Raw genomic sequence first — 14,623 nt, 5'->3', positions numbered from 1 at the left:
TAATCCTCGTCGTCTTCGTAATCCTCGTCGTCCTCGTAATCCTCGTCGTCCTCGTCGTCCTCCGCATACTCATCCTCATCATATGCAGCTTCTGTTTCGTCCTCTTCTATCTCATCATAATCATCATCGGACTCGTATTCATCGAATTCATCGTCTTCATATTCGTCTTCATATTCGTCTTCATATTCGTCAGTCTCTCCGTCCCACTCGTCCTCATACTCTTCCATGTCATCATCAAAATCCATCCACTCCATGGATCTGTTTCCTGACTTCCTGACATTTCCTGCCCGCTTTTTTTTCTTCTTATTATGTAAAAAAAGTCTGCTCATTCCAGTTTTAATCCTCCAGCTTCTGTCCAGCCCGTCTGCTTCGGACAGCATTTACCCAAAATAATTACATTTTAGTATATCATTTTCACCCTGTAAGCACAATTCCTTTCTCTTTTTGCTATTCTTAAAAAAAACTTAATGTCATTTTCCCTAAATTTCTGCTGTCGTCTTTTCCCGAGTGCCGAAAAAACATAGTCTATTTTTCCCATTTTTGCTAATTTATACGATAACTTAACAAAATCTTAACTGTTTTCACGGGTTTATCCATTGACAAAGATTGTAAAAAAAATATAATATTAAATCAGATTTACAACTTATAAAAGGGGGAATTTTATATGATGTATATGCATTACTGCAAAAAATGTCACCGGATCATGATGCTGACCGGTCACAAGATGATCTGTCCAAGGTGTACAGATCCGCTCACGGAGCTTCGTATCTCCTACCTGGACTATGTTGATCTTGATCCCGGAGAACGGGAAGCACTTCTTCAGAAATGTGCCAATGAAAGCGAACTGTCAGGCCTGAAGACAACCTACCGGATGTACAAGTACAGCAAATGGTACCGGGAACTGCAGGCAGAAAATTCTGACGAGCTTCCCATCACGGTTCTGCTTGCCGAAAAAGCCAACAAAGCACATCACAAGTAATACACAGCAATTCCTGCAAAGATCAGCGCCATTCCCAGGACTTTTCTTTTGGTGATCTTCTCATGGAAGAAGAAATAACTAAGGATCAGCACCATGATATATCCGGTCGCTTCCACGATCTGCACATTGGTAAAGTCCATACCGGAATAGGCGATGATCGTCAGGAACATAGAAAGAAACATCATTCCATATCCACAGATCACGTAAGGATTCAGATATTCGTAGATTATGGATCGATAGGTTTTCTGTGCACTCTTCTTTAACAGGATCTGTGAAAAGGATGCCACTACCACAGACAGGATCAGGATCAGTAAATGTGTATTCATTCCTTTACCTCCTCACTGTTCAGCACCACGATCCCAACGATCACAAGCAGAATGCCTGCCACCTTTGTCAGTGTGATCTGTTCTTTAAATAAAAGTGCCCCAAAAACCATGGCCCACAAAAGGACAACTGCCTTATTGGAATAGGCAACCGACAGTTCCATTCTCTTGATCAGCTGCTGCCAGAGGATCGCATAAACGCCAAGTACACACAGCTCCAGTCCGTAAAGCAGAATAAAATTCAGGCTAAATGGCTCCTGCGCCGATGCAAATTTCGCAACTACACTGTTAATACTGTAGATAAAAAAAACAATCTGAAGCATCAGAATATCTTTGATCTGAAACTTCCTTTTCTGATCTTTCATAACCTTCTCACCTTCCACCGGATGCTTATTACCGGATGTCCGTTTTTGAAATACGTTACTATTCTATCACATCCCCTCTGGCCAGTATATTAATTTTTTATGAATTAGGTAGATTTTTAGGCAGAATAATAGTAGAATAGCAGGGTACATTCCCTTAGAACAGGAGATTATCAATGAAAAAAGAAATAAAAGCCCAGGAGCTGCCTGATCCTGAAATTGAAGATCTGGATCTGGAAATGGACAGTATTCCAGATGCTCAGGCTGATGATGACGATACAGACAATGATGCATCTGATAATGAAGACAGGAGTCCGTCTGATACTGATAATGATAATGAAAGCGATGACATCGAGGATGTCGATATGGACAGTGTCCCTCCCTCGGAAGAAAAAGCTGCCGGCTCCGGCAGACAGCCACATATCCAGCTTGGTCTTCACCTGATCCTGCTGGCAGTCATCCTCTTTATCGGCGGCTTCTCTGTTTACCGCCTGGTGAAATGGAATCAGGGTACAAAGCTCGAGAAGATCGATCCCAATGAAGATACCTCCGAATTTGACATCGAGACCAATGATATGATCATTCCCATGGATTCTTCCAGACTGGAAGGTCATGAGGATGACGGCGTGACGACGATCCTCTGCCTCGGCAATAATCCCTTTGCTGATGACAGAAGCGGCGACGGCCTTGCTTCCCTGATCGCAGGTAAGACAAACTCTACTGTATATGACTGTTCCTTCCCGGATTCTTCTGCTGCCTGCAGGTATGCCATTTACAATCCGGAGTATACAAAGGATCACTTCAATTTATACTATGTAGTAGAAAGCTTACGCAGCGGTGACCTGACAGCCATCAATTCCATTGCCGGAGATGAGCCTGATCCCCGTTATCAGGAAGCTGTAGATGTAATGAAAACAGTAGATATGTCCAAGGTTGATATCCTGATCATCATGTACGACAGCACCGATTATAACAATGGCACTCCCTCTGATAATCCGGATAATGCCTACGATGTAACTGCCTTTACCGGTGGTCTGCGTATTTCCCTTAAAAATATTCAGGAAACCTGGCCATACATCCGTATTTTCGTAATGTCACCAACCTATGCCCAGTACATGGACGAGGACGGGAACCTTCACAACGGCACTACCACAGATCTTGGCAATGGTACCCTGAACCACTATCTCCTCAAAGAGATCGATGCTTCCATGGACTGCGGCGTATCCTTTATCGATAACTACTTTGGCACGATCAACGAGGATAATTACAAAGAATACATGCGCGACTATATGCATGTCAATCAGGCTGGACGCGAAAAGCTTGCAGACCGCATCGCCGCCATCATCAATGCCACAACAGGCACTGCAAATGCAACAGAAGAAGCTTCCTTTAGTGAATAACTACTCACCAGAAAGAAGCTCCTCAAAATCATAATTCTGAACAATGGTTTTCATGTGGGAAAGATATTCATCAATCGTCTTTCCCTTTTTTGATCCCTCTTTTGCCACAAGTCCTGTGCTGCCATCTGCAAAGCACTCTGCCATAAACCTGTTATACCTTGGATGATAATGGCTGTAATCCGCATAGTTATTCAGATCCAGGATGATATCCTCTCTGTCCGGGAAAAAATAGACCTCCACATTATCATAGGCATTCAGACGCTCTGCCAGATACCGGTATTGTGCAAGAGTCGCCTCCAGATGATTTCCAACAACCACATCATTCCAGAACAGAATACTGTACGGCGGAAAAAATACCACAAACTTGGTATCCGGATTCTGTTCAATATAGGGACAGATGTTAACATCTAGATTTTCCCTTGTCCCGGGCAGATATTCCTCTGCCGGTGCTTCCTCCTCCACAGGCTGAGGACTTTCATAATTATGCAGCACCCATTCTTTATTATAATATTCCTCAGTCCACCAGCTGGCATATACATTTGAGAGATTCGTCGGATCCGGATCTGCCATAGGCCTCAGGATGTAATTCAGGATCACATCCTTATTCAGTACATACTCTATGTCATTCAGATAATTGTCATCATACAGATATTCCGGGATAGGATACTTTGTCTCATCTACACCACCCATATAGGTGATCACATCAATACCAAGAAAAACCTCTTTTACCTCGTGGCCGCTGTCAAAGATGATCTTCATGATATTGGACTGATCCTTCGGATATGCACCGCTGTAGCTCAGCTTGATCGTATTGAGTCCCATCAGCTCTTTAAACCAGTCTGTCTGAAAATTTACGGTCATGGAGGATCCAAGGATCACGCTGTCATATTCCATATGTTCTGCCATCCCCGGATTCTGGGAAAGCTGATTGTCGATCAAATACGGAAAGCCCTTCAACGGCTTATGATAATGGAAAAAAGGATCTACTATAATGACCAACGTCATTGCCAGTATACAGCCCAGAATAAAGATGCCAAGCAGTCCTGCCACTGCTTTCCGAAAGGCTGATTGCTTCATCGTTCAAAATCTCTCTTTCTAAAAATTCAGGTAAATAAAGGAGCTGACACCGCCAAAGCCAAGCACACACCATAGTAAAAGTACTGCCAGTACCAGCGTGGACAGGGCTCCCGGCTTTATCTTTTCTGCCATTCTTACAGCGCTTTCCTTTTTCATGGAAAGGACAAGTGCCACTGCCAGGATCAATACCATCAGTATGTAATGCGCATACTGCCAGGAATCCAGATGCAATACCTTGATCACGTACCAGAATTCATCCAGTTTAAAGCTTCCGGCAAGATTCCAGTTTATCCTGGTAAAGGTAAGACTTCCCATCCGTTTAAACAGTGCCAGCGCATCATCCACAGACGGTGCCCGGAAGAATACCCACGCCGCATTCACAAATAAGAAAGTAAGGATCGTGCAGTAGAGCTTTCTGATCCCGGATGGGAAATCCCCCCTTCTCTCCATTCTTCCTGATGCCACAGCCCTGTCCTTCCTCCTGTCATGCAGCCATCTTGTGATCACATACAGTACGCCATGCATGCCACCCCAGATCACAAAGGTAAGTCCTGCCCCATGCCAGATACCGCTCACAAGAAATACCACCAGTGTATTTACATAGGTACGGATTCTTCCCTTCCGGTTTCCTCCCAGCGGGATATACAGATATTTCGTAAAGAAACGGGTCAGTGTGATATGCCAGCGTTTCCAGAAATCCATGATGTTTTCTGCCCGGTAGGGCATATCAAAATTTAACGGCAGCGAAATAGAAAAGCACTTTGCAATTCCCATTGCCATATCGCAATAGCCGGAAAAATCAAAGTAAAGCTGCAAGGTATAGGACAGCATGACGATCAGTGCATCCGGTGTATTCAGTACCGATAGATTGCTGTATCCAAAATCTACTGCTTTTCCAAGCGTATCTGCAAGCAGCACCTTCTTCGACAGTCCAAGAATAAACAGCGTCAGCCCTCGATACAGATTCTCAATGGAAAATCCCTTTTTTCCGCTCTCCTGATACGCAGGCAGAAAATCCGTCGGAAGTGCTATTGGGCCTTCCATGATCTTAGGGAAGAAAGTGAGATACACACTGTAATCAAGAAGGCTCGTCCTTTTCAGGCTTCCCCGGTATCCCTCCACCAGAAATGCGATCTGGCTGAAGGTAAAGAAGCTGATCCCCAGTGGTACAAAGGTGCTTCCCGTATATTTAAAAATGCCAAGCACCAGCAGATCGAGAAATATCCCCCCTGCCAGAAATGCTTTCTTTTCCTTCCTTTTTTCTATCTGTCTGTAAAAGGCAAAGTTCACCAGAAGGCTTACCAGCAGAACCGGCAGATATGCCGGCTTCAGATAACCATAAAACAGCAGGGATGCTGCCACCAGAAACAGAGAAGGCAAAAAGCTTCTTCCCTTCTTTTCCGCAGCTTTAACACACAGCCAGTAACCGGAAAGGCTCACCGGAAAAAACAAAAATACAAAGATATAGGAATTAAACAGCATTACTTATCATCCTCTTCATAATATACCGCAAAGCTTTCTGCCGCCGCCTTTGAAACAGGATCCAGATAGATCAGATAACCATCTATCTCTTCCACAAGTGTCAAGCCGGCATTCTCCGGATTTCCTGTCATCTCCCTGCTTTTATCCAGAATAATATACTGACAGTACTCTTCCCTGCAGGCCTCTACCAGCTTTTCCGGATCCAGAACCTCGTCCTCTTCCATGGCCTCGTGAACCTTATTATAGTAATCCCACTGGCTGGCGATCATTTCCCGTCCGTAGGGCATTCTGATATCCGAATCATACTGTCTCACAAAATGCACCAGCTTCTCTGGAAATACAGCTGTCACCTGTACATCCGGATCAGCATCAGATGGATGGATCAGGTCACAGATCCTCACCACTGTATCCGGAATGTGATATAAATTCTCCGCCTTGGAAATATAATCACTTTTGTATACATAACTGCCACAGAGTATGATCAGCACCATACTGACAAGAAGGCCGATCCTTCTGTGCCTGCCTGTCAGCTTCACAGCTCCGTAAGCGGTGATCATCCCCATCGGAATCGTCCAAAGCACCCGGTAATAGGTCTCCCCATCCAGCCCCATGGCCACAAACAGCTTCCGGCTCACCGGGAACAGAAATAAGACCAGGATCAGCACCGGTGCATATACAAACAGCTGCCGGATCGTTTTATCCTTTTCTGTGACCAGGAGATAAAGAAAGGACACCAGTGTCAATACAAACAGAAGCTTCAGTCCCGTATATAGCTTGAAGATCACAAGACTTTCCATAAAAATTCCAAACACGACAGACTCCTCTCACATATGGCTGGCAATCAGATAGATCAGCATATATGCTGCTCCGGGTACACAGGATAAACAGGCTTTTACCAGAATCCCAAGGCGTTTTTTACTGACTGCAAGAAGCAGGCCAAGTCCCGCCGTCAGAAGGCAGGTAAGCAATACCCCAAGGGAGCTGCTGATACCGGATGCCAGATTTAAAAATGCCAGCAGGAAAAACAGCTTCTGCTGTGCTTCTCCCCGGAACATACACAGATACAGCCAGAAGATCGCCGGGATCATGAAGTTTCCACACAGGGATTTGCCCTGCCAGGTTCTTGTCAGGAAAAAGGTCTCACTGGTGTAAATAGACACATTTCCAAAAATCTGGAACAGTGCCATCAGAATAAGAAACCGCAGTATCTCTGTTCTTTTCCCCAAAAACAGCTTCCTTCCAATCTGAAAATACAGTGCGTAGGTCAGCAGGATCAGACCGATCGGTGCTGCGCTGTGTGCAATGATCGTTGCATGGATCCCGCTCATTTCCCCAAGGAATGCCTCATAGATCGGCATCAATGCCAGCGCATGCCGGATATCTAATGGTGCACTTCTGCCGGTATTGGGATTGATCCGGTAAAGGGTGTCCTGCTGCTGGGCGATCAGTCCCTGCACACCATAATACGCATCATCCCCGTCAAAGGATGCTCTGGTAAACGCCATATATAGCTGAAATCCAAGCAGCAGTGCAAACAGCACCAAATAGACCCATTCTTCTACAGTCCTCTTTTCAGGGAAGCTGCCTTCCAAAAGACTGCTGTAGTCTTCCTTCTTCTTCAGCAGCCGCACCACTCCTGCAAGGAATCCCACTCCTGCAAGAAGCCCAAAAATCAGGCACAGCCTCGAAAATCCATGATAAACAGTAAACAGTACCACCGGGATTCCCACCAGCTCAAACAGGGCAAACAGTACCAGATAGCCACTGATCCAGATCCCCGTCAGTGTCCTGTCCTCTTTTTTTAGCCACCGTCCCGGCAGCACGCCAATCCCAAATGGCAGAATAACCATGCAGAAGATCAGCATCAGTATCTGCAATACGATCATTTCCTAATCCTTTCTCCGGAACAGATAATAGGTAAAGTCCTGTCCGTTTTCCGTCCAGTCTTCTTCTGCTGCCAATTCGTACCTCTCAAAGATCACATCCGGGTAGGAATCCCTGGCCAGCACAAACTGTATCTGTCCCTCTCTGATATAACGCTCCTGTTCACTGAGCACCGTATCCATAATGACGGTCTGCGTCTGAAACCACTGACAGGTAGGCACAATATCACATACCGTATACAGTCCGGCATCCAGACAACCGATATTTAAGAGCGTCGGAGCTTCCTCCTGCTCTACAACGGCTGCCAGCTTATACAAAAAATGATCTTCCTTCTTTACCTTATGAAAAGGGAAATTCATGGAAAGGTTACAGAGCAGCACTTCCATAATAACAAGAATGGCTGCACCGCAGATCAGGAAGGTTCCATACCGCATATTTTTTGCCGTTTTTACGCTCATCTGTGCACTTTCTCTCTGTCTTATGCACAAACCATAAATCCATTCCAGCACTTTTCCAAGCAATATAAATCCAAGCGGCGTGAACACGGATAACGGCAGCGCATAATAAGGCAGCTCACTGCCTCCCACATAAATACCAAGAAACAGGAAAAAGCACAGACAGATCATGCTAACTGCCGGCAGGATCCGTTTTTTCTTTCCCTGCAGAAGATACCATAAAACACCCGGTATCACAAATGCAAAATAGCAGAGATTTTTACGGATCACCCAGTAAAGCAACTTCGCCAGTATATAGACCCGCTCTGAAAGTCCCGGTCCTTCCCCGTTCAGATTGCTGTATGCAAATACATTGATATACACATAGCCCCAGTACCAGTCATACAGCGCATGCTGCAGGGCAAAATAAAGGATCCACGGAACAAAGGGAACAAACATGCCAAGCAGGAAAATTCCACAGGCCTTAACAGCACCTTTCAGATCCTTTTTCACAAGAAAAGCAATGGCAATGCACATCATCCATGCGAAGAAAAAGCCAAGCACGGTAAACTTGATATTGGCTACCATACCAGCCAGCAGCCCGCCAAAGAGCAGTGTCTTACTATCCATGACCTTTTCCGGATATTCCTCCTTAAAATAATGCAGGATCAGATAAAATCCGGCAAGCAGGAACGGCAGACAGATCTCCTCCGCGCTTCCTCCATAATAAAAGCTGTCTGATGCAAAAGCTGCCGCCAGTGGCAGCGGACTTAACAGAAGTGCCGGATCCTTTTTCAGATACAGTGACAGGATCCGGTAAATACTAAGCAGATCTGCTGCCGCCAGCACAAGCTCCAGCACAAAAACACCGGCAAAGGTCGTATGCGACAGCAGATAGGCCAGTCCATAAAAAAAGTATAAATACATACCCTTCTGATCAAAAATGTCCCTGTATGGCACCTTTCCGTAGAACAGTCCTTTTCCTACGGAAAAATAACTGTTGGCATCGTTCCAGTCATTGCAGGGATACAGCAGGGAGGATCTGCTGGCCACAAACAGTATGGCAAAAGCCGAAAGCAGCAGATATCCCGCTTCTATATAATGATTTCTTTTTTCCTTCTGATTCATACCTGTATTTTCCATAGGTTCTATTTTACACTACTTTCTCCGGAAGCACCAGTCTCTGTTTCTTCTTGCTTGACGCTGTCTGCAATCAATGTTACTATAATTAGGTTAGATTGTACATTTTATATATTATGTACCGATAAAGGAGTTTATTATGTCAGTAAGATTTCACAATTTCGGCGGTGCACTTGGCTGGAATCTGCAGAAGCATTTTCCCAGGCTTTCCTCCGAAAGTTACTTAAAATTACAGTTTCTTACCAGGAATAAGCTGCAGGAGCAGTATATCCAGTATTTCCTGAACGCAGAGGAAACACCTCAGCCGCTTGTAGTCAACCTGGAAACGATCAACCGCTGCAACAGCACCTGTTCCTTCTGTACTGCCAACAAGAACGCTGAAAAGCGCCCCTATAAGCGCATGGATGAGGATCTGTTCTACAGCATCATTGATCAGCTCCACGACTGGGGCTACAAGGGTCATCTGACACTGTATGGAAACAATGAGCCCTTCCTGGATACCAGGATCGTGGAATTCCACAAATACTGCAGGGAACAGCTGCCTGACAGCTATATTTTCCTCTCAAGCAACGGTCTCCTGCTCACCATCGATAAGGTCAAGGAGATCATCCCTTACGTAAACCAGCTGATCATCAACAACTACTGCCGCGACATGAAGCTTCATGATAATGTGCAGGAAATTTATGATTATGCGAAGTCCCATCCAGATGAGTTCAAGGATGTAGAGCTTCTGATCCAGATGCGTTATATGGATGCAGTCCTTACAAACCGTGCCGGCAGTGCTCCAAACAAGCAGAATACCCAGAAGATCATCAAGGAAACCTGCTTAATGCCCTATACCGATATGTTTATCTTCCCGGATGGCCGCATGGGCATCTGTTGCTGTGACAATTTCGAAGCTACCACACTTGCTGATCTTACTAAAACCCCGTTAAAGGAAGCATGGAGCAGTGAGGAATACAGGAAGCTCCGCCAGGCGATCAAAACCAGCCGGAGTGATTATCAGTTCTGTAAGTACTGTGATTTCATTGATGCCGGACTCCGTATGGACATGGTAGATGATACCTTAAAGCACAGAGCTGCAAATCACGGTGCAAGACAGTCCCTGTTCCGCAAGAAATAAAATAACCTTTCAAAAAAAGGCGCTGCCAGTTCATCATAACAGATGTCCTGTCAGCGCCACTTTTATTTACTCTGCCTTCTCAGCCTCAGTCGACCTCGGCCTGGTTCTTCTCATCCTCGTTATTGGAGGTCTCATGATATTCCTGCTCGGTATTTACACTCCAGATATTCTTCTTATCCTTTGTTCCGCTTATAATGTTCTTAACTGCCTCAAAGGAAGTAACCATGGAATGATCAATATTATTGTAGCGGTGCTGTCCATTTCTCCCCACACAGTACAGATTCTCAATACCGCTCAGATATTCAATCAGCTTGTCCATCTCATCATAGGTATCAAAGTAAGCCGGATAGGCCTTCTTCACCTTCTCCATATGGACATCCAGTACCACATCCGGACTGTCGATCAGACCAAGCTTCACCATTTCAGAAACACCGATCTTTGCAAACTCTTCCTCAGTCATATTCCAGTACTCATCGCCTTCATTGACAAAGTACTCAAGGCCGATCCATACGGTATGCTCCAGATCCTTGATCATATATGGTGACCAGTTATTGTAAATCTGGAAACGTCCCAGCTTTACATTGCGATCCTGCACATAGACCCAGCAGTCCGGAACAATATTGTTAATGGTCTTAATATTAGTCTTATTTACAAGATTGATCTTAGGTACCAGTACGCCAAGCGTCATATAATCACGATAAGGAAGTCCCTTGGCGATTCTTGCGGGCTCTGCCGGTACATCGTTCATACCGCCAACCAGATCCTTCACCGGCATGGAAGAAATGAAGTAATCACCTTCCATGGTGAACTCCTGTCCATCCTTTTCATAGGTCAGGGAGGTCAGCACATTATCCGCATTCTTGTGAAGCTTCGTAACCTTTGCATTTTTGATGATCGTACCACCAAGCTTTTCAACCTCAGCTGCAGTTACGTCCCAGAGCTGTCCCGGACCAAGCTTTGGATATTTGAATTCCTCGATCAGGGAGGTATTGACCTTACGGTTCTTTACCTTGAAAAGCTTGCCAAAGAAATCCTTCAGGATTCCCATAATGGAAAGTCCCTTGGTTCTCTGTGCACCCCAGGAAGCATCGATCTCACTGGGATGACGTCCCCAGAGGTTCTCTGTATAGTACTCAAAGAACATGGAATACAGCTTCCTGCCAAAGCAGTTAATATAGAAATTTTCCAGATTATCATCCGGCAGCTTATGGAACATGGATCCCAGATAGCTGAAGCCTACCTTCAGGGTAGTCAGCACACCAAAGTTCTTAAAGGTTTCCGGCTTTAAGGAAATCGGATAGTCATAAAACTTGGTATCAAACAGGATACGGGAAACACGGTGTCTTGTCAGCATAACACGATCTTCCTTCTCCGGATCCGGCCCGCCCTTATGCACAGGCATCTCCCGCTTTAATACAATATCATCGTAGGTCGGCGCTCCCTGCATAGGAAGCATGTTGTCCCACCATTCATTTACCTCCGGAATCTTGGAGAAGAAACGGTGTCCTCCCATGTCCATACGGTTTCCTTTATAATTTACTGTTTTGGAAATACCGCCAAAGCAGTCACTCTCCTCAAAAACCACCACCTCTATATCCCTGGCCTTGGTCAGGAGCTCATAAGCTGCTGTCAGTCCCGCCGGACCGGCACCAATAATCAGTGCTTTCTTCATGCTATACCTATACCTTTCCGATTAATCAATTATATTGATTGTAACATAATTCTCAATTACTGTCTATGTGACCGTTTTGGTTTACTTTAATTCTTTTTGCAATCTTACAGAGTTAAATCCATAAAACTTGCACATCCCTTTATTCTCCCAGAACTCTGGATCCTCCTGGATATCAGAAAAATACAGAAGTTCTGGCTGCGCCGGCAGTTCCTTTACCACCACATCCTTCTCTCCGCTTTCATAGACCGCAATACGTTCCTTTCTGGCCTCTCCATAGGCCTTTGCTGATCCGTTTGCAAGATCTGTAATAGCTGAAGAAAAAGTAAAATAGTGTGGTGTTGGTATAACCGCAAGAGCTGAAGCAAACGTAAAAAACAGCAGACAGAAAAGGATATACATTGCTGTATTCCCGGAAAACTGCTGATTCTGTTTTTTTTGATCCAGTTTTTTCCGGAACCATCCGGCTGTGTATCCGGTTCCCAGTGTCACCACCAGAATATACATCGTATAAGTCAGCGCCTGCAGTCTCTGTGCTTCCATACTCCCTACTGCAAACAGAGGCGGTGTCATCATCGCTGCCACAAGACAGAACCCAAAGGCTATCACACCTAGCGGACATGGAAAAGAAAAATCTGTTTTTCCCGCCATATCATAAAACAAAGGTATCAAAATCAGTACCAGGAAAAGCACCGGCCAACCGGACCATTCATTGATACAGTAATCAAATGCATAATAAAAGGATACAAAAATGGCTTTTACCGGATTCATCCCTGTGGCATCTGCTGCCCGTACCCAGTTACCAGGAGCCGCCACATTTAAGAGAAATCCCAGATAATACAGTCCTATGGGCCACCAGAAAGCTCTGCAAGCCCTCCATTTCTTCTGCAGGCTGACACACAGAATCACTGCCAGAAGCACAACTGCTCCGTTCAGAGCCGTCATCTGGTTGCCACCTCCCACCAGAAATCCGAGAACAGATGCCCCCACCAGCTTTCCAGTTCGTTTCTTTCCCGTATCATAAATAGCCGAGATCAGCAGTCCATAAAACCACATACAGAAGCTATGCACCAGAATATAATTAGCAGCACCACTGTACCAGTAAAAGGCCTCCACCCTGCCCTGCATACGCTGCACCGTGATGAACAACATCAACAGTATCACTGAGCCTGCCAGATACTTATCAGTATGAAATACCCTGCAGAAGATCACCTTCAGTAAATACGCTGTAGAAAGACTGAGTGCCCCGATCATGATCACACTGGTCCACACATAAGCCCTTTCCCCAAAGGTATTGGGGGGCAGAGCCATCAGAAAATTGGAAGTAAAATAACCCATCCAGTTCAGCCAGTCATCTGCTGCACGCACGATCCCTGCCCAGACTGTCACCAGCAGGGAATGGGTATTTACAAATGCCTGTCTGCAATCACTTCCAATCGAGTAATCATCTGCACTTGGATAATTATAAAATCCGATCCAGAGCAATGGAACCAGACTGAGCAGATAAACGACCAGTAAAAACCAGAATAACCGTTTCGGTGTCAGCCATCCAGAAACAAATTTTCCAAACTGTACTCCTTTTTCCTTAACAAATTCCTCCAGCTCCAGTGCTGTATTTTTTTCCTGTTTCTTCATGCTAAGGCTTTCCTTTACTCGCCTGTATAATCATTGCAGGCATCTATTACCAGCTGTACCTCGTCCGCTGTCATCTCAGGGAAAAGAGGCAAGGTTACGCAGTGCTTTGCCAGTTTTTCTGCATTTGGGCAGTCCCCCTCATGATATCCCAGCGAAGCATAGGCCTTCTGCAGATGACAGGGAACCGGATAGTGTCTGTTACACTCCATTCCCTTTTCCTGCATATAGGCCAAGAAGTGCTCCGGGTTCTCCACCTGGATGACAAACAGATGGAATACCGGATCTGTCTTATCCGGATGTGCCTGATGTATAATAAGCGGATTATAGATCTCTCTTAAATACTGTTTCCCAATCTCACGTCTTCGTGCTGTCCATTCCGGCAGGTATTTCAGGCTCACACTCAAAACTGCCCCCTGGATTCCCTCCAGACGGTAATTATAACCGATCATGTCATGATAATACCTCACATGACATCCCTGATTTTTCATGGTTGTGACTGTATCAAAATGCTCCTGTGTTTTGCAGGTCACACTGCCGCCTTCCCCGAAGGCATACAGATTTTTGCCGGGATAAAAGGAAAAGCAGCCAATATCACCAAGGCTTCCTGCCATTCTTCCTTCATAACCAGCTCCATGTGCCTGTGCGCAGTCCTCTACAACAAACAATCCGTATCTGTCAGCAATTTCTTTCACTTTGCTGAATTCAAAAGGCTGTCCATATAAATGGACTCCGATGATCCCCTTTGTCTTATCTGTGATCTTTTCTTCGATCTTATCTGGGTCAATCTCCCAGGTATCTGCCGTACAGTCCACAAATACCGGTGTTGCTCCTGTGTAGCTGACACCCCAGGCCGTTGCAATGTAGGTATTTGCAGGAACAATCACTTCATCCCCAGGTCCTACACCAAGTGCTGCCATCGCACAGTGCAGGGCGCTGGTACCATTATTGACACCCGCTGCGTAAGGAACTCCCACATATTCCGCAAACTCCCGGTCAAACCGATCTGCATATTTCCCACCGGAAAAGGCTGTTTCCTCACAGACAGCCTCAATCGCCTTTAAATATTCCTCTCTATGCTTCTGAAAATCCCTGGATAAATCAATTCTTTTCAGCAT

At 45.3% G+C, this 14,623-nt stretch carries 14 protein-coding genes; 3 read left to right on the top strand and 11 right to left on the bottom strand.

Going from position 1 to position 14,623, the window contains the following annotated elements:
- Window positions 1-329, bottom strand: a 329-nt coding sequence (locus WJQ40_RS03635; protein WP_337537938.1) for a hypothetical protein, incomplete at its 3' end; no start/stop codon positions are given.
- Between the two features lie 335 nt (window positions 330-664).
- Between WJQ40_RS03635 and WJQ40_RS03630 the strand changes: the two genes are divergently transcribed.
- Window positions 665-979, top strand: coding sequence for a hypothetical protein (locus WJQ40_RS03630; RefSeq protein WP_337537936.1), 315 nt, complete (start codon window positions 665-667; stop codon window positions 977-979).
- Here the strand turns inward: WJQ40_RS03630 and WJQ40_RS03625 are convergent.
- Window positions 970-1,305 carry an EamA family transporter gene (locus WJQ40_RS03625; RefSeq protein WP_262572327.1) on the bottom strand — a complete coding sequence of 112 codons (336 nt, stop codon included), beginning with the start codon at window positions 1,303-1,305 and terminating at the stop codon, window positions 970-972. The genes WJQ40_RS03630 and WJQ40_RS03625 overlap by 10 nt on opposite strands.
- Entirely contained in the window at window positions 1,302-1,667 is a 366-nt protein-coding gene (locus tag WJQ40_RS03620) for an EamA family transporter (RefSeq protein WP_262572329.1), read from the bottom strand. The genes WJQ40_RS03625 and WJQ40_RS03620 overlap by 4 nt, the downstream gene beginning before the upstream one ends.
- Before the next feature lie 173 nt (window positions 1,668-1,840).
- Here WJQ40_RS03620 and WJQ40_RS03615 point away from each other — a divergent pair, with 173 nt between their 5' ends.
- Entirely contained in the window at window positions 1,841-3,064 is a 1,224-nt protein-coding gene (locus tag WJQ40_RS03615; protein WP_337537932.1) for a hypothetical protein, read from the top strand.
- On the opposite strand, the gene WJQ40_RS03610 is transcribed toward WJQ40_RS03615, so the two are convergent.
- From WJQ40_RS03610 to WJQ40_RS03590, 5 genes are read right to left on the bottom strand one after another with little or no spacing between them, the layout of a single operon-like run.
- Window positions 3,065-4,141 carry a hypothetical protein gene (locus WJQ40_RS03610; protein ID WP_118798299.1) on the bottom strand — a complete coding sequence of 359 codons (1,077 nt, stop codon included), beginning with the start codon at window positions 4,139-4,141 and terminating at the stop codon, window positions 3,065-3,067.
- Window positions 4,142-4,159: 18 nt separating this feature from the next.
- Window positions 4,160-5,623, bottom strand: coding sequence for an MBOAT family O-acyltransferase (locus WJQ40_RS03605; protein WP_337537929.1), 1,464 nt, complete (start codon window positions 5,621-5,623; stop codon window positions 4,160-4,162).
- Window positions 5,623-6,435: a hypothetical protein gene (locus WJQ40_RS03600; protein ID WP_337537926.1), complete on the bottom strand. Its 813-nt coding sequence runs from the start codon at window positions 6,433-6,435 to the stop codon at window positions 5,623-5,625. Before WJQ40_RS03600 ends, WJQ40_RS03605 begins: the two co-directional genes overlap by 1 nt.
- A gap of 12 nt (window positions 6,436-6,447) precedes the next feature.
- On the bottom strand, window positions 6,448-7,509 hold the full coding sequence (locus WJQ40_RS03595) for a DUF6077 domain-containing protein (protein WP_337537924.1): 1,062 nt from the start codon (window positions 7,507-7,509) through the stop codon (window positions 6,448-6,450).
- A 3-nt stretch (window positions 7,510-7,512) separates the two neighbouring features.
- Window positions 7,513-9,069 carry a hypothetical protein gene (locus WJQ40_RS03590; RefSeq protein ID WP_337537922.1) on the bottom strand — a complete coding sequence of 519 codons (1,557 nt, stop codon included), beginning with the start codon at window positions 9,067-9,069 and terminating at the stop codon, window positions 7,513-7,515.
- A gap of 151 nt (window positions 9,070-9,220) precedes the next feature.
- Here WJQ40_RS03590 and WJQ40_RS03585 point away from each other — a divergent pair, with 151 nt between their 5' ends.
- Entirely contained in the window at window positions 9,221-10,204 is a 984-nt protein-coding gene (locus WJQ40_RS03585) for a radical SAM/SPASM domain-containing protein (RefSeq protein WP_118798294.1), read from the top strand.
- 85 nt (window positions 10,205-10,289) lie between these two features.
- Here the strand turns inward: WJQ40_RS03585 and WJQ40_RS03580 are convergent, their stop codons facing one another.
- The 3 genes from WJQ40_RS03580 to WJQ40_RS03570 all read right to left on the bottom strand — a co-directional run bounded on the left by WJQ40_RS03580 (window position 10,290) and on the right by WJQ40_RS03570 (window position 14,623).
- Window positions 10,290-11,876, bottom strand: coding sequence for an NAD(P)/FAD-dependent oxidoreductase (locus WJQ40_RS03580; RefSeq protein ID WP_337537921.1), 1,587 nt, complete (start codon window positions 11,874-11,876; stop codon window positions 10,290-10,292).
- An 81-nt stretch (window positions 11,877-11,957) separates the two neighbouring features.
- On the bottom strand, window positions 11,958-13,508 hold the full coding sequence (locus WJQ40_RS03575) for a DUF6056 family protein (protein WP_337537920.1): 1,551 nt from the start codon (window positions 13,506-13,508) through the stop codon (window positions 11,958-11,960).
- 14 nt (window positions 13,509-13,522) lie between these two features.
- Window positions 13,523-14,623 carry a DegT/DnrJ/EryC1/StrS family aminotransferase gene (locus tag WJQ40_RS03570; RefSeq protein ID WP_337537919.1) on the bottom strand — a complete coding sequence of 367 codons (1,101 nt, stop codon included), beginning with the start codon at window positions 14,621-14,623 and terminating at the stop codon, window positions 13,523-13,525.

It is taken from the genome of Suilimivivens sp., assembly GCF_037359455.1.
Lineage (GTDB): Bacteria > Bacillota > Clostridia > Lachnospirales > Lachnospiraceae > Suilimivivens > Suilimivivens aceti.
The sequence above is the reverse complement of the archived record's forward strand: the minus strand, read 5'-3'. Positions and strand labels throughout refer to the sequence as shown.

What these genes read in the sequence shown, in the direction of transcription:
- WJQ40_RS03585 (WP_118798294.1), top strand. Translation starts at nt 9,221, where the DNA reads ATGTCAGTAAGATTTCACAATTTCGGCGGTGCACTTGGCTGGAATCTG.
- WJQ40_RS03605 (WP_337537929.1), bottom strand. Translation starts at nt 5,623, where the DNA reads ATGCTGTTTAATTCCTATATCTTTGTATTTTTGTTTTTTCCGGTGAGC.
- WJQ40_RS03630 (WP_337537936.1), top strand. Translation starts at nt 665, where the DNA reads ATGATGTATATGCATTACTGCAAAAAATGTCACCGGATCATGATGCTG.
- WJQ40_RS03575 (WP_337537920.1), bottom strand. Translation starts at nt 13,508, where the DNA reads ATGAAGAAACAGGAAAAAAATACAGCACTGGAGCTGGAGGAATTTGTT.
- WJQ40_RS03570 (WP_337537919.1), bottom strand. Translation starts at nt 14,623, where the DNA reads ATGCTGAAAAGAATTGATTTATCCAGGGATTTTCAGAAGCATAGAGAG.
- WJQ40_RS03590 (WP_337537922.1), bottom strand. Translation starts at nt 9,069, where the DNA reads ATGAATCAGAAGGAAAAAAGAAATCATTATATAGAAGCGGGATATCTG.
- WJQ40_RS03580 (WP_337537921.1), bottom strand. Translation starts at nt 11,876, where the DNA reads ATGAAGAAAGCACTGATTATTGGTGCCGGTCCGGCGGGACTGACAGCA.
- WJQ40_RS03595 (WP_337537924.1), bottom strand. Translation starts at nt 7,509, where the DNA reads ATGATCGTATTGCAGATACTGATGCTGATCTTCTGCATGGTTATTCTG.
- WJQ40_RS03625 (WP_262572327.1), bottom strand. Translation starts at nt 1,305, where the DNA reads ATGAATACACATTTACTGATCCTGATCCTGTCTGTGGTAGTGGCATCC.
- WJQ40_RS03620 (WP_262572329.1), bottom strand. Translation starts at nt 1,667, where the DNA reads ATGAAAGATCAGAAAAGGAAGTTTCAGATCAAAGATATTCTGATGCTT.
- WJQ40_RS03615 (WP_337537932.1), top strand. Translation starts at nt 1,841, where the DNA reads ATGAAAAAAGAAATAAAAGCCCAGGAGCTGCCTGATCCTGAAATTGAA.
- WJQ40_RS03610 (WP_118798299.1), bottom strand. Translation starts at nt 4,141, where the DNA reads ATGAAGCAATCAGCCTTTCGGAAAGCAGTGGCAGGACTGCTTGGCATC.